This window comes from Streptomyces sp. NBC_00335, assembly GCF_036127095.1.
Taxonomy (GTDB): Bacteria; Actinomycetota; Actinomycetes; order Streptomycetales; family Streptomycetaceae; genus Streptomyces.
The window spans coordinates 4,767,230-4,786,609 of sequence record NZ_CP108006.1; the positions used below are offsets into that span (position 1 = coordinate 4,767,230).

Genomic DNA, 19,380 nt, shown 5'->3' on the forward strand with positions numbered 1-19,380 from the left:
AAGAGGCGGACTAGCTCGAACGGGGCGCCATTTCCAGGGTCTTGGTCATGTCCATGGACGGCTCGCCGCCCGGCTGGGCCATCAGGCGGCCCTGCTGGACGACCTGGAAGGTGACCCGGCAGTTGACCATGCGGGGGAAGCCGGCGACGGCGCGCATGTCCTCGTAGCGCCAGCTGAGGTCGGGGGTCAGGCCGCCGGTCTGGACGGGGTCGGACTGGTTGAGCTTGCGCGTCAGGGAGCGGCCGGTGAGCTTCTCGTCCTCCTTGAACCGCTTCACCATCTCGCTGAACACCGTGTACGCGATCCAGGTGGTCTGCGCGCCGCTGTCGTCGGGGTCCACGGCGTTGTCGCCGAAGGCGTGGTCGGAGATGACGTTGCGCATCTGCGTCCACAGGGGATCGGAGCCGACCGGGTACCAGCTCGTGACGTACGCGCCCTCGAAGGGGCTCTCCTTGCCGCCCGTCCGGTCGACCAGGGCCTGGCTGACCGAGCCCAGCACCGAGGAGACCTGCGGCTTGCGGTTCTGGGAGTCGGCGCGGCGGAAGGCGTCGAAGAAGGTCTCGGTGCGGGCGCCGAGGACGGCGGCCACGCACCCCTTCTCCTTCCCGTCCTTCCCGTCCTTCGCCGAGGAGGCGCCGCCCTTCCCGGAGGTCCCGGAGGAGGAGGCCGCCAGTGCCTCGTTGGCCTGGACGAAGAGGTCCGCGGCGTCCTCGGCGGCCCGGATGTCGCTGGCCTCGGGCATCTGGTTGGCCTTGAGGCCGGCGTTGAGCTGGATGGGCAGGGAATCGCCGGCGAGGGTGTCGGGGCGGACCAGGGCGACCTTGGCGCAGGTGCGCCCCAGCTGGTGGCCGGCTCCGGCCATGAGGACGGGCTGGCCGCCGTTGACGGGGAAGGAGAGCGGGGACTGGAACTCGGTGGAGGAGACCCCGTAGCCGCCGATGAAGGGGATGCCCTCGGCTTCCAGCGGGGCCAGGAAGGCCCGTCCGTGCTGGCTGTAGGAGCCGATGACGGCGACGGCCTTCTCGGCGACCGCCTTGCGGGCGCAGTCGGCGGCGCCGGTGGGCGTGTTGCGCTCGTTGCAGGTCAGGACGCGGAGTTTGCGGCCGTTGATGCCGCCCTTGGAGTTGACCCAGCGCTCGTAGGCCTTGGCCATGCCCGGCATGCCCGGCATGTTGGTCGCGCTGGAGTCCTGGGGAGCGAAGGTCATGACGGTGAGGGTGTCGGCGCCCCCGGGGCCCCCCGAGCCCCCGGGGAGCACCCCGCAGCCGGCGACGAGACACGCGCCCGTCGCCACGGCCGCGGTCCGGGCCAGAAAGGAGCGGGAGAGTGATGCTGCGCGTCGCCGGGTGGTCATGTGCATGCACCATTCCGCGCCCGGGGTAACTGAAGTGCGAGGTGTACGCAACATGGGGTGACGACGAGGTGAATTACGGGTGTCGCCCATACGCTGAGTGAGCACCGGTCGGGCCGGTTTCCGGGGGGTCCGGGCGCCTCAAGATCACGCCGTACGGGAACGTACGATCGAAAGCGTGACATTCGCCCAAGGTTCGAAGAACTCTTCCCGCCGCGGCGGCCGCTCCTCCACCATGGGCGGCATGCCCCTCAACGACATGCCGTGGTGGCGCTGGCGCAGCAACGTGCGCTCGGCGCTGCACATGCTCTCCGACCCCGCGTTCCAAGAGGACACCTGGCTGGCCGGCGCCGAGGGGTACGGGGACGTCACCGACGCCGTGTACCGCCTCGTCGAGGACACCTGGCTCGACAGCTGGTCCGCGGAGAAGTACGTCGGCACGATCTTCCGCGACTCGCAGGAAGCGGCCCTGGTGGACCTCGCCGTACTGCGCGTGCTGCGGATCATGCACCAGATAGGCCCCGACGCCCCGGTCTCCGGCTACCTGGAGCACCACGCCTGGCCGGAGGCGGTGCGGGCCGCGCGCGAAGCCCACGTACGGCTGGCGACGGCGGACGCGGACGATCCGGACGCGCGGCCGCGCTCACTGGACGTCCTGAGGATCCTCACGCGCGCGGTGTGATGTGGAAGGCTGTGGGGTCATGAGCGACGACCCGCAGCCCCAGGCCCCGCAGCAGTACGTACTGACCCTCTCATGCCCGGACAAGCAGGGCATCGTGCACGCCGTGTCCAGCTATCTGTTCATGACCGGGTGCAACATCGAGGACAGTCAGCAGTTCGGCGACCGCGACACCGGTCTCTTCTTCATGCGGGTCCACTTCGCGGCCGACGCTCCGGTGACGGTGGAGAAGCTGCGGGCCAGCTTCGCCGCGATCGGCGACTCCTTCCGGATGGACTGGCAGATCCACCGCTCCGACGAGCGCATGCGGATCGTGCTGATGGTGTCGAAGTTCGGGCACTGCCTCAACGACCTGCTCTTCCGCCACCGGATCGGCGCGCTGCCGGTGGAGATCGCGGCGGTGGTGTCGAACCACACCGACTTCGAGGAGCTGGTCGGCTCGTACGGGGTCCCGTTCGTGCACATCCCGGTGACGAAGGACACGAAGGCGGCCGCGGAGGCGCAGCTGCTGGAGCTGGTCCGGGCCGAGGAGGTCGACCTCGTGGTCCTCGCGCGGTACATGCAGGTGCTGTCGGACACCCTCTGCAAGGAGCTGAGCGGGCGGATCATCAACATCCACCACTCGTTCCTGCCGAGCTTCAAGGGCGCGAAGCCGTACCACCAGGCGCACGCGCGGGGCGTGAAGCTGATCGGTGCGACCGCGCACTACGTGACGGCGGATCTGGACGAGGGCCCGATCATCGAGCAGGAGGTCGAGCGGGTGGGGCACGAGGTCACCCCGGACCAGCTGGTGGCGATCGGGCGGGACGTGGAGTGCCAGGCGCTGGCGCGGGCCGTGAAGTGGCACAGCGAGCACCGGGTCCTGCTGAACGGGACCCGGACGGTCGTCTTCACGTAACCGCCGGACGTCATGGCCGGCAGGGCGGGCGCCCTACATCCGGCTGAGCGAGGCCGCCGCGAAGAGGACGTCGCGGATGGCCTCGCGGTCGCCGTCCTGGCCGACCGCGGCCTCCTCCGGGGAGATGTGGCCCGCGGCGAGCTGGCAGAACTCGGTGCCGTCCAGGGCGATCCGGGCCACCGTGTGGTCCGGTGAGGGCTTCGCCGCGGGGGAGTCCAGGGCGATGTCCCAGCCGCCGCCTCCCGCACCCTCGATCTCCAGGTGCAAGGTCCGGCCCGGCGCCCCCGCCGCGACCAGCCCGCGCGGCGGCGCCGCCAGCCCCGCCCGCCGGCGCCCGGCCAGGGCCGCCGGCAGGAGCCGGGCCGCCAGGTCGATCATCCGGTTCAGGTGGGGCGCGGACGGCGGCCCGTACGGGTAGTCCACCGCCTCCGCGATGTCCACGGCGTGGACCCAGCACTCGAAGGCCCGCTCCAGGAAGGCGTCCCCGAGGGGCAGGGCGAAGGCGCCGTACTCCACGTCCAGTTCGGCCACGCCGCGGCCCGCGAAGGAGACCGTACGGACCAGGGTGTGGCCCTGCTCCCGCCACGGCTCGCGGACCCGGCGGGTGGTCGGGTACGGGGAGTCCTCCCAGAACCGCTCCGTGCGCTCGGCCGGGGTGCCCGCCGACGCTTCGCGGCCCAGGGGGTCGTCCAGGCCCAGCGCGGCCGCCACGAGGCCGTCCACCGCCAGCAGGTGCCCGATGACCCCGGCCACCGTGGTCCGGCGGGTCTGGCGGCGCTCCTCCTCGAACCACTTCAGCCGGACCGGGGTGTGCCACTCCGAGTCCCCGAAGTCCCGCAGCAGGGCGTCCAGCCGGGCCGTCTCGGTGTCGTACGGGCTCGCCCACGCCGGGACCGGGATGCGGGCCGGGCGCTTGCCGAGGCAGTCCTCCAGCACGCGCGAGCGCAGCAGCGGCTTGAGGTCGAGGGTCTCCTCAGGGTGCAGCAGCCCCACGGCGTCGCGCAGCCGCAGCGCTTCCTCGGCGCAGGGCGCGCACTCGGTGAGGTGGTCCTCGACGGCCTGGGTCTCCTCCGCGGAGCAGGCCGCCAGGGCCCAGGCGCCGAGGAGGGACTTCAGTACGGCGTGGGTGGGCGGCGGCGCGGCCGGGACCGGCTCGGGGTCGGGCTCGGGCTCGGCGGGCGCCGGTACGGCGGGGGAGCCGGTGATGTCCGGGTACTCCATGTGCTGCGAGTCGTCGAGGTCGTTGAGGTCGACGAGGTCATCGAGGTCGGCGAGGTCGTCGGCCGCTCCGCGCGGGCCCGGTATGCGCGCCGGGCCGCCGCGGTTCGGGGGCCGCTCGTACTCTTCGCCGTCTTCTTCGCCGAAGGGGCTCGGCGGGATCGTCATCGCGTGGTTCCGAATCCGGAGGGGCCGTACCCGGGCGGGACCGTGTCGTCGCGCGGGACGGCGTTGGCCGTGGACAGGAGTTGCAGGCCCAGGCGCAGCCGGCGCCGGGCCTCGTCCTCGCTGATCTGCAGGTCGGCGGCGGCCTGGCGGTAGTCGCGGCGCTTGAAGTAGGCGAGTTCGAGCGCTGCCCGCAGGGGTGCGGGCATGGAGGTGACGATGAAGTCGGCGCGGGCCGCCGCGTTGGCGCTGCGCACCTTCTGTTCCAGTTCCTCGCGGGATCCGTTGCCCAGTTCTGCCTGGCGCAGGCGGGCCACGGCCTGCCCCTGGGTGATGCGGGCGACCCAGGAGCGCATGGAGCCCTGTTTGGGGTCGTAGGCGTCCGGGTTCTCCCAGATGTAGCCGAAGACCTCGCGGGTGACCCGGTCGGCGGCCTTCTCTTCGCCGAGGACCCGGTGGGCGAGGCCGTGCACGAGCGAGGCGAAGCGGTCGTACAGCTCTCCGAGCGCGGCGGCCTCGCCGCGGGCCAGGCGTTGTTGCATGCGGCGGTCCCAGCGCGGTGGTGCGTCCTTCGGCATCGTGCCCCCAGCCGGCTTCCCGGTTTCGCAGCCGTGTGTCGACCACTCGAATGTAGTGGGCATGCAGCGGTTCGCGCCCGTTTTGCCAGAACCTCGTCCCGGAGGTGCGCCCTGCGTGATAGGGGCGTAGCACGGCGTGAACGGGGAGGTGCGGCCCGGCACATGCGCACAGGCGTACGCGCCCCGTCGCGCTCCTCGTGCGCTGGTTCGATGCGGCCACCTCCTTGCCCGCTTCGCTTAACGCGCAGGCCACGTAGGCCTTACGCTCCGTCCTGTCTGGAACTGACCCCACCGCACACGTGAAGGCGGAACGCCGAACATGGACAGCGCAGAGTACGAGCGCAAGATCGCCGCCCGATTCGCCACCTTCGACCAGGACGGGTCCGGGTATATCGACCGGGAGGACTTCAGTACGGCGGCCAAGGCGGTCCTGGCCGAATTCGCCGTGGCGGCCAGGTCCGACAGGGGCCAGGCCGTGTTCGCCGGGGCGGAGGCCTTCTGGCAGGGCATGGCCGGCATCGCGGACGTGGACGGGGACCAGCGGGTGTCCCGCGAGGAGTTCGTCACGGGCGCGGCGAAGCGGCTGCGGGACAACCCGCACCGGTTCGCGGAGATCGCGCGGCCGTTCCTGCGGGCGGTCATCGCGGTGGCGAGCCCCGCCGGCGACGCCGTCCCCGGCGCGACCCCTGCGGCGACGGCGCGCGTCCTGCGCGTGCTGGGCACCGCGGAGGAGCTGGCGGGTCCGCTCGCGACGGCCCTGGACGCGGACGGCGACGGCCGCATCTCCGAGGACGAGATCCTGGCGGCCTTCGCCGGCTACTGCGGGGTGGCGGCTCCGGACGCGTAGCCCCTGCCGGGGCGGAACCGGGGCGGAGCGGAAGCAGGGCGGCGGGGCGGACTCCCGCAGCCCCGCCGCGCCGTGAGCCGTGTGCCCCGCCGCGCGCGCGAGCCGCCCTCGCCCGCTACGCGAAGCGTTCGCGGAGCTTGTACTTGAGGACCTTGCGCAGGGCGTCGTTGCGGGGCAGGGCCTCGACCAGTTCCAGTTGTTCCGGGAGCTTGTGGGTGGAGAGGCCCTCCGTGCGGAGGTGCGAGGTCACCTCGGCGAGGGTCAGCGGGGCCGCGCCCGGGGGCTGTTCGACGACGGCGCAGACGCGTTCGCCGCGTTCCGGGTCGGGCAGGCCTATGACGGCCACGTCGGCCACGGCGGGCAACCGGTGGAGCAGGTCCTCGATCTCCTTCGCCGAGATGTTCTCGCCCTTGCGGATGATGACGTCCTTGCTGCGGCCCGTCAGGACCAGGTAGCCGTCCTTGGTGAGGTGGCCGAGGTCGCCGGTGATCAGGTAGCCGTCGGCGTCGAAGACCGCTGCGTTCACATCGTTCCGCTCCCTGCCGAGATACCCCTGGCAGACCGCCTCCCCGCGCAGCCGGACCTCCCCGTCGGTGTCCGGCGGGAGGAGCGTGCCTTCCGGGGTCGTGATGCGGATGGACATGCCCTCGGGGGGCCGGCCCTCCGTGGTGGCGAGGTTCTCCGCGGTGTCGTCCGGGGCGCCCATCGTGATCATGGGGACCTCGGTCATGCCGTAGCCGTGGGTGAGCTGGCAGCCCAGCTCGCGGACGACCGCGTGGTAGATCTCCGGGGGCTTGGGGGCGCCGCCGCCCGCGAGGAGGCGGAGGGTGGGGATGAGTTTGGTGCCCGGGTCCTTGCGCTGTTCGGTGAGGAACATCGAGTAGAAGGCCGTGGAGCCGCCGGCGACCGTGACCCCGTGCCGGCGGTAGCCGTCGAGGGCGTCGGGCATCGCGAACTTCTCGAAGAGGACCGCCGGGAACCCGTAGAGCAGCAGCATCACCGTGTAGTCGGGTCCGGCGATGTGGGCGAACGGGAAGGCCATCGAGCCGACGTCGTCCGGTGACAGGTGCAGGGCGTGGGCCAGGCAGGAGCCGCCCGCGATGAGGGAGCGGTCCGTGTGCAGGACGCCCTTGGGGTCGGAGGTGGTGCCCGAGGTCCAGTAGATCCACCGGACCGAGACGCCCTCCTCGGGGGGCGGGGGCAGCACCGCGGGGTCGCCGGTGGGCAGGGACTCGTACGCCTCGAAGACGCCGTGCGCGCCGAGGCGGTGGGCCATCGCCGTGTGGTCGAAGCCGCGCCAGACACCGGGGACGGCGAAGAACTCCGCCTTCGACTCGCGCAGGGCGAAGCCGACCTCGCGGTCCCGGTAGAAGGGGATGACGGGGGTCTGGACGGCGCCGATCCGGGCGAGGGCCACGGAGAGGAGCACGGTTTCGATGCGGGTGGGGAGCTGCCAGGCGACCACCGTGCCGGGGCGCACGCCCATGCCGTAGAGGCCGGCCGCGACCTGCTCGGAGCGGTCGCGCAGCTCCGCGAAGGTCAGCCGGCGGTCGGTGGCCCGGTTGGCGGCGGGGCCGTCGGCGGCCTCGATGAGGACGGGTGCGTCGGGGGTCATGGCGGCCCGGCGGGTGATCAGGTCCCAGAGCGTGCGGGACCGGCTGAGTTCGACTGCGGTGCTGTCCGTCATCCCGGACCGACCTCCCCTGGCCGACATGACCTGACGGATAGTCAGATCAAGCGCAGAGCGTAGGGCGCGGACGCTTGTCGGTCCAGAGGCGGGGAGCTAGCTTGGTTCCAGATTTCTGACGCCCCATCAGATTTGCCCGAGCGGCGGATCGGGGCGACGGAGCCATTCGGCATGCGGCGAGGGGACATCATGGAACTGCCTCGGATCATCAGCGTCGACGACCACGTCATCGAACCGGCCCACCTCTTCGACGTCTGGCTGCCCGCCAAGTACCGCGACCGCGGGCCCAAGGCGCTCACGGCCGGCATCGGCGAACTCGCCTACACCGGCGGCAAGTACGTGATCACCATGGACCCCGACGGCCCTCCCACCGACTGGTGGATCTACGAGGACCTGAAGTTCCCGTACAAGCGCAACATCGCCGCCGTCGGCTTCGACCGCGACGACATGACCCTGGAGGGCATCACCCGCGAGGAGATGCGGCGCGGCTGCTGGGACCCCAAGGCACGGCTGCTCGACATGGACCTCAACCACGTCGAGGCCTCGCTCTGCTTCCCGACCTTCCCGCGCTTCTGCGGGCAGACCTTCGCCGAGGCGCACGACAAGGAGGTCGCCCTGGCCTGCGTGCGCGCCTACAACGACTGGATGGTCGAGGAGTGGTGCGGGGACAGCGGCGGCCGGCTCATCCCGCTCTGCATCATCCCGCTCTGGGACATCGACCTGGCCGTCGCCGAGATCCGGCGCAACGCCGCACGCGGGGTGCGGGCGGTGACCTTCTCCGAGATCCCGACCCATCTCGGCCTGCCGTCCATCCACTCCGGCTACTGGGACCCCTTCTTCGCCGTCTGCCAGGAGACCGGCACCGTCGTCAACATGCACATCGGGTCCAGCTCCCAAATGCCCGCCGCCTCCCCCGACGCCCCGCCCGCCGTGCAGGCCGCGCTCAGCTTCAACAACGCCATGGCCTCGATGATGGACTTCCTGTTCAGCGGGGTGCTCGTCAAGTTCCCGACGCTGAAACTGGCGTACAGCGAGGGCCAGATGGGATGGATCCCGTACGCCCTGGAGCGCGCCGACGACGTGTGGCAGGAGCACCGCGCCTGGGGCGGGGTCAAGGACCTGATCCCCGAGCCGCCGTCCACGTACTACTACCGGCAGATGTTCTGCTGCTTCTTCCGCGACAAGCACGGGATCGCCTCGCTGGACGTCGTCGGCCGCGACAACGCCACCTTCGAAACCGACTACCCGCACGTGGACTCGACCTTCCCGCACACCAAGGAGGTCGCCCTCGACCACGTCAAGGGTCTCGACGAGGAAACCGTGTACAAGCTGATGCGCGGAAATGCCATCCGTATGCTCGGTCTTGACTTCGACAAGGACCGGCGGACGGGACGGTAGGCGCAGTGGACCTCACCTACACCGAGGAGGAGCGGGAGTTCCGGGCCCGGCTGCGGGCCTGGCTCGCCGAGGAGCTCCCCGGGCTGCCGGCCAAGCCCTCGCCCGACGACTGGCCGGGCCGCCGCGCCTACGACGCGGGCTGGCAGCGCAGGCTGTACGACGCCGGGTACGCCGGACTGCACTGGCCGGTGGACGCGGGCGGCCGCGGGGCCACTCCCACGCAGCACCTGATCTTCCTGGAGGAGACGGAGCGCGCGGGAGCCCCGTACGTCGGCGCGAACTTCGTCGGGCTGCTGCACGCCGGCCCGACCATCGCCGCCGAGGGCACCGCGGAGCAGCGCGCGCGCTGGCTGCCGCCCGTCCTGCGCGGTGACGAGGTGTGGTGCCAGGGCTTCAGCGAGCCGGACGCGGGCTCCGACCTGGCCTCGCTGCGCACCCGGGCCGTCCGCGACGGCGACGAGTACGTGATCACCGGATCGAAGATATGGACCTCGCACGCGGAGGTCGCCGACTGGTGCGAGCTGCTCGTGCGCACCGACGGGGAGGCCCCCAAGCACCGGGGGATCTCCTGGCTGGCCATGCCGATGGACGCCCCCGGGGTGACGATCCGGCCGCTGCGCACGCTGGCCGGCTCCACGGAGTTCGCGGAGATGTTCCTCGACGAGGTACGGGTGCCGGTCGCCAACCGGGTCGGCGCGGAGAACGACGGCTGGCGGGTCACGATGGTGACCCTGTCCTTCGAGCGCGGCACCGCCTTCGTCGGCGAGGTCGTCGCCTGCCGGCGCACCCTGGGCGAGCTGGCGCGCACCGCGAAGGCGAACGGCCGCTGGGACGACCCGGTGCTGCGGCGCCGGCTGGGCCGCCTGTACGGGGAGTTCGGCGCCCTGTGGCGGCTCACCCAGTGGAACGTCAGCGAGTCCGAGCGCTCGGGCGGGGTCCCGGGCATCGGCGGCAGCGTCTTCAAGCTGGCGTACTCGCACGCGCGCCAGGAGCTCTACGACACGGCCGCCGAGGTGCTGGGGGCCGAGGCCCTCTCGCTGGACGAGGAGTGGACCCTGGACCGGCTCTCCTCGCTCTCGTACACGATCGCGGCGGGCACCTCGCAGATCCAGCAGAACATCGTGGCCGAGCGGATCCTCGGCCTTCCGAAGGGCAGGTGAGCGTTCCGTGGACTTCCAGCCGACGCAGGACCAGCGGGACCTGCGGGCAGGCGTACGGGACCTCCTGGCGGGCCGGTACGGGCGCGAGGAGCTGCGGGCCTCGGTCGACCGGGCCGACCTCACCGGCCGGTCCGTGGACCGGGATCTGTGGCGGGAGCTCGGCGAGGCCGGGTTCTTCTCGCTGCGGCTCCCGGAGGACGAGGGCGGGGTAGGGCTCGGGCTGCCGGAGGCCGTGCTCGTCTTCGAGGAGGCCGGGCGGGCGCTGTTGCCGGGACCGCTGGTCGCCACCCACCTGGCCGCCGGGCTGGTCGCGGGGGCCGCGGAGGGGGAGGCGGTGGTGACGGCCTTCGACCTGGAGGGCCCGCTGGTGGCCCACCTCGGCGAGGCGGACGCGGTGCTCGGCGCGGACGGGGAACCGGTCGACCCGGCCGGCTGGAACTACGCCGGGGAGCCGGTGCGCTCCGCGGACCCGCTGACCCCGCTGGCCCGGGTCTCCCTGCCGGGGCAGCCGGTGGCGGCCGGTGCCTACCGGGACGCGGGGGCGCTGCTGACGGCGGCGCTGCAGCTCGGCAGCGCGCTGCGCACGGTGGAGCTGGCGGTGCAGTACGCCAAGGAGCGCGAACAGTTCGGGCAGCCGATCGGGGCGTTCCAGGCGGTGAAGCACCTGTGCGCGCAGATGCTGGTGCGGGCCGAGGTGGCCCGTACGGCGGTCTACGCGGCCGCCGTGACGGCCGGTCCGGCGGAGGTGGCCGCGGCCAAGCTGCTGGCCGACGAGGCCGCCGTGCGCAACGCCCGGGACTGTCTGCAGGTGCACGGCGGGATGGGCTTCACCTGGGAGGCGGACGTGCACCTGCACCTGAAGCGGGCGTGGGTGCGGGCGGAGCAGTGGCGGACCGCGGCGCAGGCGGAGGAGGCGCTGGCGGCGGAGCTGCTGGCGGCGGTGGAGTAGGGCGGTCGGCTGCCCGGCCGCCTGCTCGCTCGCTGTGACGGAGGGGTGCGGGAGGGACGGCGCGGGACGCATGTCCGATTACGGAGAGTTGATATCGGTTTGTGTCCTTCGCCCGCCTCATTGCGGCCCGGAGGCGGGGGGCTGCTCCGGTACGCTCCCGGGAATGCGAGCGGTTGAGCGGCGCGAGCGCCGCACAGTATGCACCACGCTTACTCCTTCACGCTGGAATATGCCCGAAGCGCTTGTTGTGGTGACTGTATGTCAACCATGCTGCTCCGCAAGGGGGTCACACTCGGTGACCCCGTCCTGTCGCGAGGCGAAGTGTCCGCCGGTTCGGATGGTGTGAGCGGTGCAGGTGCTTCAGGTTCAGCTGGAGGTAGGACCGGACCCCGCCGAGGTCGGCCGGGCCCGCCGATGGGCCCGCTCACGGCTCGCGGGCTGCGGCATAGGGGATGACGAGCCGCTCGCCGAGACGCTGATCCTGCTGATCTCCGAGCTGGTCACCAACGCCGTCGTCCACACCGGCTGTCCGGCCGTGCTGCGCATGCTCTTCGGGGAGCCGGGAGTGCGGGTGGAGGTCGCGGACGCGAGCGACCGGGCGCCGTCCCCGCGGCAGGCCGCCGGGGACGATACGGGCGGCCGCGGGCTGGAGCTCGTGGACGGACTGGCGGACCGCTGGGGCTGGCAGCGCGAGGGCGCCGGGAAGCGGATCTGGTGCGAGATCGACCGCGCCGAGAAGCTCGCGGAGGGGATCGCGGAGAAGGCCGCCGAGAAGGCTGCGGGGAAGACCGCGGAGGACGCCGCGGGCGGGCCGGAAATCCACGGCGCGATCCGGGAACCGCACGTGTACCTCTAACGAGGTGTTGACGGTTCGTCAACTGGTGATCACTCTTGTGTTGAACGATTCGTCGCGAGGGGACGCCAAGGGTCAGTCCTGCCTTGACGAGTGCGGGTCGTGGGGTGGCGGCCGCCGTGCCGCGCTCGGGGCGTGCATGCGCGCCGCCGCCACCCGCAGAACCAATCCTTTTTGACGCGCGACTCCGTCCGCCGATGGCAACAGCGCCACCCTGAAGTTGGTGCCCCTGTCGTGCAATGCGACCGCGCCCCCGGGTCGTCTTGAGGGTGAGGGGGTGTGGCCGGGTGGAGCCATCCGAAGAAACGTTTGCGGAGTTCGTCGCGGCAGCGGGACTCCCGTTGCTCCGCACCGCGAGGCTGCTGACGGGCGACTGGCATCTGGGGCAGGACCTGGTGCAGGTGACCCTGGCCAAGGTCTACGACCGCTGGGCCCGCGCGGGCCGGTACGACGCACCGATCGGCTACGCGCACAAGGTCATGGTCACCACCTACTGCACCTGGCGTCGCAGGCGCTGGCACCACGAGCTGCCCCACGCGGCCGTGCCCGACGCCGCGGGCGGCTCCGTCGAGCCCGCCGCCGAGGCGGTCGCCGCCACGGACCTGCTCGAACGCGCCCTGCTCAGCCTGCCGCGGCGCCAGCGGGCCGTACTGGTGCTGCGCTACTACCAGGACCTGACGGTCGAGCAGACGGCGGAGATCCTGGGCTGTCCGAACGGCACGGTGACCAGCCTGGCCGCGCGGGCCCTGACCCGCTTGCGGGCCCGCCCCGACCTCTGGCCGGGCGCCGGTACGACTGAGGCGGAGGTTCGATGAACGGGTTCCCCGAAGAAGAGCTGCGCCGCGCCCTGCACGCGCTGGCGGACTCCCCGGCGGCGCCGCTCGCCGCCCCCACGCCGCAGGCCGCCGTCCGGGCGGCCGCCCGGATCCGCGGGCGCCGCAGGGCGGCCGGTGCCGGGCTGGCGGCGGCCGTCGCGGTGCTGGCCGTCCTCGTCCCGCAGTGGGCGCCCGGCGACGGGGCCCGGATGCCGGCCCCGCCCGCCGCGTCCGCGCCGCCGCCGAGCGCGCAGGCCGAGGCGACGGAGCCGGCCGATCAGGGCGACCCGGCGCTCGGGGTCCCGTACCCGCACGCGCTGTACGTGCACTGCGGGATCCGGTACACGAAGTTCGGCGGCCGCTGGTGGCGCGCCGAGCCGGAGGTGCCCGAGGAGGCCCTGGACGCGGGCCTCAGGACGGACGCGTACACGGCCGGCACGATGGTGCTCGTCTCGGAGGTCGAGGCGCGCTTCGTCCGCCGCGGCCCGGACCTCGCGGTCACCTTCCGCCCCCTGGCGGTAGAACCGCCGCCCTGCCGCTGAGCGTCTCCGTGTGCGTTCCGGCCCGGGGTCGGGGGCTCGTGGTGCGCGTGGAATCATGAGGTGTACATGACGTATCTCTGCTCGGGGGTGCGTCGTCCCGTCCCGAAGGCCCCCACCCTCATCACAGGAGAAGCGCATGGCAAACCCGTACGAGGTGACGCCTCCGCCCGCCCCGAGGCGCCGTGGGAGCAGACTCCCCGGATTCCTCGCACTCGTTCTGGTCGCCGCAGGCATCTACGGAGCCTCCCAGTGGCTCGGCGAAGGCGGCGGCGGGAACGACGCCAAGCCCTCGGCCTCCGCGTCGGCCCCGGGCAATTCGTCCAAGGACCCCGGGAACCCGGAGTCCTCCTCCGACACGTCGAGCACGTGGGCGGTGGGAGATTGCGGCGGCCCCGACCCGGACAACAAGCCGGACGGCTACCGGCCGCAGAAGTGCTCGGCGTCCGGTGCCACCTTCAAGGCGATCGACATCAAGGACGCCAGCATCCTGCCGGGGGCGATCCAGTGCCCGCCCGGCACCGATCTGATGATCCAGGTGAGCATGACCTACGGTTCCGCCAAGTCGGGCGGCATCCCCACCAACACCGTCTGCGGCCGCAACCTGACCGGCGAGCACCCCGGTGACGCGGGCGCCGGCGGCGGCCAGCTGGTGCAGGGCGACTGCGTGACCGACCAGGCCCAGGAAGTGCCGTGCGCCTCGGGCGGTTCGGGCACGTACAAGGTGCTCGGTCTGGTCAAGACGAAGGCCGAGTGCCCGTCCGGGACCACCGAGCCGATGCGGCTGACCATGGCGGTGGGCCGCCCGTACGACGTGATCTGCGCCAAGGGCTGACCGTAGGGCGTGAAGGGCGGTGGTCGCGGACCCGTGAGGGTCCGGGGCCACCGCCCTTTCGCGCTCAGAGGATGGCGACCGGGGCCACCGGGGTGCCCACCGCGCCGACGAAGGGTTCCGGCATGGCGGAGAGCAGGAACGAGTAGCGGGATTCTTCCGCACAGGCTGTGGACAACTTTTCGAGGTTCCAGTTCTGGCCCTGGTGCATGCCCATCTCGACCAGGTCCAGCGCGTGCACCGGCAGCCACAGGTTCTCTATCTCCGGCGGGAAGATCTCGAAGGTCAGGGTGTCGTTCGCGACGGCCGCCACGTCCCGGGCGTGGAACCACTCGGGCGTACGGACGGACAGGCCGGGCGAGGGGTAGCCGTAGCCGTGCTTGTCGCCCGCCAGGTAGACCTGCACCTGACCGGTGCGGACCAGGACGATGTCGCCCGCGCGGACGGTGACCCCGCCGAACTCCTCGGCCTGCTCCAGGTCTTCCGGGGTCACCGGGTGGCCGCCGGGGAGCCGGTCCAGGCCCTTGGCGCGGGCCACGTCCAGCAGGACCCCGCGCGAGACGATGTGCCCGGCCTTGTCGATGCCGCTGAACTCGGCGCGGCCGTGCGCCGTGATGGTGCCGGCCGGGCGGCCGTTGTAGATCTTCCCCGAGTGCGAGACGTGCGTGAGCGCGTCCCAGTGCGTGCCGGCCTGGAGCCCGAAGGTCACCGCGTCGTCGCTGCACGCCACCGTGCCCGGGCCGAAGAGCTCCTGGTTGATCTGCACCATCGTGTGCAGCGGGTTGATCCGGCCGGGGATCATGCCGGACTGCACCCCGTCCTCCTTGAGCGGCAGGGCGAGCGGGATCCGGCGCCCGGTGCGGATCTCCGCGGCGGCCGCGCGGACCACCTCGTCGGTGATGAGGTTGAGGGTGCCGATCTCGTCCTCGGCGCCCCACCGGCCCCAGTTGTTGACGCGCTTGGCGATGTCGTGGAACTCGGCGGGCATGGCCATCGATCTCATCAGCTCCTCGTAGCGAAATGAACTGTGGTGACGAACTGGGGCTTGTGCTGGCGCATCCGGGTGCCCATAGAATCTAACGGACCGTCAGAAAACGCGGGAAGGGGCCGGACGTGGGGAACTTCTTGGCAGGCAAAGTCGTCGCCGTCACAGGCGCCGGCCGGGGCATCGGGCGGGCCGTGGCACTCGCCGCGGCCGCCGAAGGCGCCAAGGTCGTCGTCAACGACTACGGCGTGGGCATGGAGGGCAACGAGCCCACCAGCGAGATCGCCGAAGCGGTGGTGAAGGAGATCGTCGCCGCGGGCGGCGAGGCCGTGGCCGTCGCCGACGACATCTCGACCATGGCGGGCGGCCAGCGCATAGTCGACACCGCGCTCGCCCAGTACGGACGCATCGACGGAGTCGTGTGCGTCGCCGGCATCCTGCGCGAGCGGATGCTGTTCAACATGTCCGAGGAGGAGTGGGACCCGGTGGTCGCCACCCACCTCAAGGGCACGTTCACCGTCTTCCGCGCCGCCTCCGCCGTCATGCGCCGCCAGGGCACCGGCACGCTGATCGGCTTCACCAGCGGCAACCACCAGGGCTCCGTGGCCCAGGCCAACTACAGCGCGGCCAAGGGCGGGATCATCTCGCTCGTCCGCTCCGCCGCGCTGGGCCTGGCCAAGTACGGGGTCACCTCCAACGCCGTGGCGCCCGTGGCGCGCACCCGGATGTCGGCCAACGTGCCGATGGAGCTCAAGGAGATCGGCGAGCCCGAGGACGTCGCGGCGCTCGTCACCTACCTGCTCTCCGACAAGGCCGTGGCCGTCGGCGGCGAGAAGATCACCGGGCAGGTCTACACGATCGCCGGCCCGAAGATCGCCGTCTGGGCGCAGCCCCGCGAACTGCGCGCCGGCTACGCCGAGGGCTCCTGGACCCCCGAGAAGATCGCCGACTTCCTGCCCGGGACCGTCGGCACCGACCCGATGCCGATGCTCGCCCAGCTCGAAGCCATGGCCAAGGCGGCGGCCGCCAAGGACCGCCCCAACGCGTAGGCCCTGGCCGGGCGTTTCGGGTGTTCCGGGTGCGCCGGGCGTTCCGGGTGAGCCCGGTGGACCCGGCGGATCGGGTGGATCGGCGCGTACGCGTGCCAAGGCGCGAGAGGCCGGCCGTAGCGGCCGGACAGGACCCAAGGGGGGTACCGACCATGGACTTCCGCTTCGACGAGGAGGACAAGGAGCTGCGCGGTCGCGCGCGGGCGTGGCTGGCGGAGCACCTCACGGGCCCGTACGAGGAGGCCGTCGGCCTCGGCGGGCCGGGCAGTGAGCACGAGGGCGTCGAGGTCCGCCGGGCCTGGGAGCGGGAGTTGGGGCGCGCCGGCTGGATCGGCCAGGGCTGGGAGACGGCGGACGCAGACGCGTACGGCAACCGGCGGCTGTCCCTCACCGGGCAGGTGGTGTGGGCCGAGGAGTACGCGGCCGCGCGCGCCCCGGCCCGGGTCGGCCACATCGGCGAGAACCTCCTCGCGCCGACGCTGATCGCCTACGGCTCCCCGGAGCAGCGGGCCCGCTTCCTCCCCGGCATCGCCCGCGGCGAGGAGCTGTGGTGCCAGGGGTACTCCGAACCGGGCGCCGGCTCCGACCTCGCGGGAATCCGTACGACGGCGGTACGGGACGCTGCGGACGGCCTGTACCGGGTCACCGGGCAGAAGATCTGGACCTCGCTCGCCCAGGACGCCGACTGGTGCTTCGTCCTGGCGCGCACCGGGGCCGGGTCGGCGCGGCACCGCGGGCTGTCCTTCCTCCTGGTCCGCATGGACCAGCCGGGCAAGGTCGAGGTCCGGCCGATCCGGCAGATGTCGGGGACCTCCGAGTTCAACGAGGTGTTCTTCGACGGGGCCGTCGCCGCCGAGGTGGTGGGCGGTGAGGGCAACGGCTGGTCCGTGGCCATGGGACTGCTCGCCCTGGAGCGCGGGGTCTCCACCCTCGTCCAGCAGATCGGCTTCGCGGCCGAACTGGAGCGCGTGGTCCGGGCGTACGTGGCCGCGGGCGCGGGCGACCCGGTCCTGCGCGAACGCCTCGTACGGCAGTGGGCCGAGCTGCGCACGATGCGCTGGAACGCACTGCGGACGCTGGGCGGCGCGGGCGGGGACCCCGGCGCGCCCAGCGTGGCCAAGCTCCTGTGGGGCGGCTGGCACCGGCGGCTCGGGGAGCTGGCGGTGGAGGTCCGGGGCGCGGTGGCCACGGCCGGGCCGGGGCACTGGTCGCAGGGGACCCCGTACGAACTCGGACTCGACGAGGAGCAGCGGCTCTTCCTGTTCACCCGCGCCGACACCATCTACGGCGGCTCGGACGAGATCCAGCGCAACATCATCGCCGAGCGCGTGCTCGGCCTGCCTAAGGAGTCCAGGTGAGAGGCGTCGTATTCGACGGCAAGCAGGCCCAGGTGGTCGACGATCTGGAGATCCGGGACCCGGGGCCGGGGGAGGTGCTGGTCGCGATAGCGGCGGCCGGGCTGTGCCACAGCGATCTGTCGGTGATCGACGGGACGATCCCGTTCCCGCCGCCGGTGGTGCTCGGGCACGAGGGCGCGGGCGTGGTGGAGGCGGTCGGTTCCGGGGTCACGCACGTGGTGCCCGGCGACCACGTCTCGCTGTCCACGCTCGCCAACTGCGGTGCGTGCGCGGACTGTGACCGCGGCCGGCCCACGATGTGCCGCAAGGCGATCGGGATGCCGGGCCAGCCGTTCTCGCGGGGCGGCAAGCCGCTCTTCCAGTTCGCCTCCAACTCGGCCTTCGCGGAGCGGACGATCGTCAAGGCCGTGCAGGCGGTGAAGATCCCCAAGGACATCCCGCTGACCTCGGCCGCGCTGATCGGCTGCGGGGTCCTGACGGGCGTGGGCGCCGTACTGAACCGGGCCAAGGTGGACCGCGGCGAGAGCGTGGTCGTCATCGGCACCGGCGGCATCGGGCTCAACGTGCTCCAGGGCGCGCGGATCGCGGGCGCCACCACCATCGTGGCGATCGACGCGAACCCGGCGAAGGAGGCGGTGGCCCGGCAGTTCGGCGCCACGCACTTCATCGACGCCTCGGCGGTGGCGGACTCCTCGGCGGCCGTCAAGGAGATCCTGCCGACGGGCGCGGACCACGCCTTCGAGTGCGTGGGCAACGTCAAGCTGATCCGGCAGGCGATCGACCTGCTGGACCGGCACGGACAGGCGGTCCTGCTCGGCGTGCCCGGCTTCAAGGAGGAGGCGGCCTTCCAGGTCTCGTCCATGTACCTGGACAAGACGATCATGGGCTGCCGGTACGGGTCCTCGCGCCCGCAGCGGGACATCGCGCTCTACGCGGAGCTCTACCGGCAGGGCAAGCTGCTGCTCGACGAGCTGGTGACGGAGGTCTACCCGGTCGAGGACTTCGACAAGGCCGTGGACGACGCCCACCACGGGCGGGTGGCCCGGGGGGTCCTCACGTTCTGAGCGTGCCCGTACCGCCCGCCCCCCGGCTGGCCCTCCTCACCCAGAGCAGGGCCAGCCACGGCGTGAGGGCCGCCACCCAGGCCGCACCCCGGGCGAAGGCTCCGGACCGGGCCTCCACTGCCACGGGCAGCAGCAGCGCGAGCCCGAGCAACAGAATGCCGAGGGCGGGCAGGTGCACCCGGGGGCGCAGGCGCCGCAGCGCGTGCACGGCGCCGGCGTCGACGGCCTTCAGCAGCGAGGCCCCGAGGACGAGGGTGGGGACCCCGACCGCGGTGTAGAGGACGGCGGTGAGCGCTCCGGGGCCGGGGGGTGTGGCGCGGACCCCGATCTCCGGGTGCGAGGTGGCGTAGTACAGATCGACTTCCTTGCCGGGGGTGGGCGGCCCGGTCGTGGTGAAGCCGCGGAGCACGGATTCGCGTACCTCGCCGTTGTCGTAGGGCACCTGGAAGGCGAGGTCGGTGGTGTACAGCGGCCGCCGCGAGGCGCTCTTCTTCCCCGTGGCCTGCGGAGTGCTCAGGACCCGCGCCACGGGAACCCGGTGCACGTCGAGCCCGGCCCGCTCCAGCCGCTCCTGCTCACGGCCGGAGGCGCCGGACAGGGTGAAGGAGAGCAGGATGGCCGCAGCGCTGGCCAGGACGGTTCCGCCCGCCAGCAGGAGGGGGAGCACCCTGCCCGGGCGCCCGGCGGGCGGCAGCCCGAACCGTGCTTCGTCCGGGCCGATCCGTGCCCGGTAGGAGGCTGCGACCCAGCCGGCCGCGCACAGCACGGTGAGCCCCGTGAGGGTCAGGGCGGAACCGAGCGGCGGGTAGGGGTCCAGCCCGAGCGCCGCGCAGGTGGTGGCGGCGAGGGCGCACAGCACCATGAGCCAGCCGGTGAGAGTGGTCGCCCAGCTCCGACCCGGCACGTACGTGATCCTCATGGCCCCCCGCCCGTTCGAGACCGGCAGGATAGCGGT

General features: G+C 72.3%; 19 protein-coding genes. 13 read left to right on the top strand and 6 right to left on the bottom strand.

Annotated elements, in window-relative coordinates; genetic code table 11:
* Positions 1-10: 10 nt before the first annotated feature.
* A complete protein-coding gene (locus tag OHA37_RS21470; RefSeq protein ID WP_266907613.1) occupies positions 11-1,354 on the bottom strand; it encodes an ABC transporter substrate-binding protein in 1,344 nt (447 codons plus the stop codon).
* Positions 1,355-1,586: 232 nt separating this feature from the next.
* Between OHA37_RS21470 and OHA37_RS21475 the strand changes: the two genes are divergently transcribed.
* Complete coding sequence (locus OHA37_RS21475) at positions 1,587-2,033, top strand: SCO4402 family protein (RefSeq protein WP_266912969.1); 447 nt, start codon at positions 1,587-1,589, stop codon at positions 2,031-2,033.
* Positions 2,034-2,052: 19 nt separating this feature from the next.
* Positions 2,053-2,928: a formyltetrahydrofolate deformylase gene (purU, locus tag OHA37_RS21480; protein WP_266907615.1), complete on the top strand. Its 876-nt coding sequence runs from the start codon at positions 2,053-2,055 to the stop codon at positions 2,926-2,928.
* Between the two features lie 33 nt (positions 2,929-2,961).
* On the opposite strand, the gene OHA37_RS21485 is transcribed toward purU, so the two are convergent.
* Complete coding sequence (locus tag OHA37_RS21485; RefSeq protein ID WP_266907617.1) at positions 2,962-4,314, bottom strand: maleylpyruvate isomerase N-terminal domain-containing protein; 1,353 nt, start codon at positions 4,312-4,314, stop codon at positions 2,962-2,964.
* The gene (locus tag OHA37_RS21490) at positions 4,311-4,889 is read right to left on the bottom strand and encodes a sigma factor (RefSeq protein WP_266907619.1); all 579 of its coding nucleotides are present in this window, start codon (positions 4,887-4,889) and stop codon (positions 4,311-4,313) included. Before OHA37_RS21490 ends, OHA37_RS21485 begins: the two co-directional genes overlap by 4 nt.
* A 319-nt stretch (positions 4,890-5,208) precedes the next feature.
* Between OHA37_RS21490 and OHA37_RS21495 the strand changes: the two genes are divergently transcribed.
* Positions 5,209-5,736 (top strand): EF-hand domain-containing protein, encoded by a 528-nt coding sequence (locus OHA37_RS21495; RefSeq protein ID WP_266907621.1) that lies wholly within the window; start codon positions 5,209-5,211, stop codon positions 5,734-5,736.
* Positions 5,737-5,851: 115 nt separating this feature from the next.
* On the opposite strand, the gene OHA37_RS21500 is transcribed toward OHA37_RS21495, so the two are convergent.
* Positions 5,852-7,423: a class I adenylate-forming enzyme family protein gene (locus OHA37_RS21500; RefSeq protein WP_266907623.1), complete on the bottom strand. Its 1,572-nt coding sequence runs from the start codon at positions 7,421-7,423 to the stop codon at positions 5,852-5,854.
* A gap of 186 nt (positions 7,424-7,609) precedes the next feature.
* On the opposite strand from OHA37_RS21500, the gene OHA37_RS21505 reads away from it, so the two are divergent.
* From OHA37_RS21505 to OHA37_RS21535, 7 genes are all read left to right on the top strand, one after another.
* Entirely contained in the window at positions 7,610-8,821 is a 1,212-nt protein-coding gene (locus tag OHA37_RS21505; protein ID WP_266912971.1) for an amidohydrolase family protein, read from the top strand.
* 5 nt (positions 8,822-8,826) lie between these two features.
* On the top strand, positions 8,827-9,981 hold the full coding sequence (locus tag OHA37_RS21510) for an acyl-CoA dehydrogenase (RefSeq protein ID WP_266907625.1): 1,155 nt from the start codon (positions 8,827-8,829) through the stop codon (positions 9,979-9,981).
* Between the two features lie 7 nt (positions 9,982-9,988).
* On the top strand, positions 9,989-10,930 hold the full coding sequence (locus tag OHA37_RS21515; protein ID WP_266907627.1) for an acyl-CoA dehydrogenase family protein: 942 nt from the start codon (positions 9,989-9,991) through the stop codon (positions 10,928-10,930).
* A 349-nt stretch (positions 10,931-11,279) separates the two neighbouring features.
* A complete protein-coding gene (locus OHA37_RS21520) occupies positions 11,280-11,786 on the top strand; it encodes an ATP-binding protein (protein ID WP_266907630.1) in 507 nt (168 codons plus the stop codon).
* 284 nt (positions 11,787-12,070) lie between these two features.
* Positions 12,071-12,598: a SigE family RNA polymerase sigma factor gene (locus OHA37_RS21525; RefSeq protein WP_266907632.1), complete on the top strand. Its 528-nt coding sequence runs from the start codon at positions 12,071-12,073 to the stop codon at positions 12,596-12,598.
* On the top strand, positions 12,595-13,140 hold the full coding sequence (locus tag OHA37_RS21530) for a hypothetical protein (RefSeq protein ID WP_266907634.1): 546 nt from the start codon (positions 12,595-12,597) through the stop codon (positions 13,138-13,140). The genes OHA37_RS21525 and OHA37_RS21530 overlap by 4 nt, the downstream gene beginning before the upstream one ends.
* 136 nt (positions 13,141-13,276) lie before the next feature.
* Complete coding sequence (locus OHA37_RS21535; RefSeq protein ID WP_266907636.1) at positions 13,277-13,972, top strand: hypothetical protein; 696 nt, start codon at positions 13,277-13,279, stop codon at positions 13,970-13,972.
* Between the two features lie 64 nt (positions 13,973-14,036).
* Here the strand turns inward: OHA37_RS21535 and OHA37_RS21540 are convergent, their stop codons facing one another.
* Positions 14,037-14,963: a cyclase family protein gene (locus OHA37_RS21540; RefSeq protein WP_266912972.1), complete on the bottom strand. Its 927-nt coding sequence runs from the start codon at positions 14,961-14,963 to the stop codon at positions 14,037-14,039.
* Between the two features lie 119 nt (positions 14,964-15,082).
* Between OHA37_RS21540 and OHA37_RS21545 the strand changes: the two genes are divergently transcribed.
* The 3 genes from OHA37_RS21545 (at position 15,083) to OHA37_RS21555 (ending at position 18,425) form a co-directional block, all read left to right on the top strand.
* Positions 15,083-16,003 carry an SDR family NAD(P)-dependent oxidoreductase gene (locus OHA37_RS21545; RefSeq protein ID WP_266907638.1) on the top strand — a complete coding sequence of 307 codons (921 nt, stop codon included), beginning with the start codon at positions 15,083-15,085 and terminating at the stop codon, positions 16,001-16,003.
* 152 nt (positions 16,004-16,155) lie between these two features.
* A complete protein-coding gene (locus OHA37_RS21550; RefSeq protein ID WP_266907640.1) occupies positions 16,156-17,361 on the top strand; it encodes an acyl-CoA dehydrogenase family protein in 1,206 nt (401 codons plus the stop codon).
* Positions 17,358-18,425, top strand: coding sequence for a Zn-dependent alcohol dehydrogenase (locus OHA37_RS21555; RefSeq protein ID WP_266907642.1), 1,068 nt, complete (start codon positions 17,358-17,360; stop codon positions 18,423-18,425). Before OHA37_RS21550 ends, OHA37_RS21555 begins: the two co-directional genes overlap by 4 nt.
* On the opposite strand, the gene OHA37_RS21560 is transcribed toward OHA37_RS21555, so the two are convergent.
* Positions 18,415-19,329, bottom strand: coding sequence for a hypothetical protein (locus tag OHA37_RS21560; RefSeq protein ID WP_266907644.1), 915 nt, complete (start codon positions 19,327-19,329; stop codon positions 18,415-18,417). The genes OHA37_RS21555 and OHA37_RS21560 overlap by 11 nt on opposite strands.
* Positions 19,330-19,380: the final 51 nt, after the last annotated feature.

Coding starts and splice junctions, on each gene's coding strand:
- OHA37_RS21470 (WP_266907613.1), bottom strand. CDS start 1,354: ATGACCACCCGGCGACGCGCAGCATCACTCTCCCGCTCCTTTCTGGCC.
- OHA37_RS21475 (WP_266912969.1), top strand. CDS start 1,587: ATGGGCGGCATGCCCCTCAACGACATGCCGTGGTGGCGCTGGCGCAGC.
- purU (WP_266907615.1), top strand. CDS start 2,053: ATGAGCGACGACCCGCAGCCCCAGGCCCCGCAGCAGTACGTACTGACC.
- OHA37_RS21485 (WP_266907617.1), bottom strand. CDS start 4,314: ATGACGATCCCGCCGAGCCCCTTCGGCGAAGAAGACGGCGAAGAGTAC.
- OHA37_RS21490 (WP_266907619.1), bottom strand. CDS start 4,889: ATGCCGAAGGACGCACCACCGCGCTGGGACCGCCGCATGCAACAACGC.
- OHA37_RS21495 (WP_266907621.1), top strand. CDS start 5,209: ATGGACAGCGCAGAGTACGAGCGCAAGATCGCCGCCCGATTCGCCACC.
- OHA37_RS21500 (WP_266907623.1), bottom strand. CDS start 7,423: ATGACGGACAGCACCGCAGTCGAACTCAGCCGGTCCCGCACGCTCTGG.
- OHA37_RS21530 (WP_266907634.1), top strand. CDS start 12,595: ATGAACGGGTTCCCCGAAGAAGAGCTGCGCCGCGCCCTGCACGCGCTG.
- OHA37_RS21535 (WP_266907636.1), top strand. CDS start 13,277: ATGGCAAACCCGTACGAGGTGACGCCTCCGCCCGCCCCGAGGCGCCGT.
- OHA37_RS21540 (WP_266912972.1), bottom strand. CDS start 14,963: ATGGCCATGCCCGCCGAGTTCCACGACATCGCCAAGCGCGTCAACAAC.
- OHA37_RS21550 (WP_266907640.1), top strand. CDS start 16,156: ATGGACTTCCGCTTCGACGAGGAGGACAAGGAGCTGCGCGGTCGCGCG.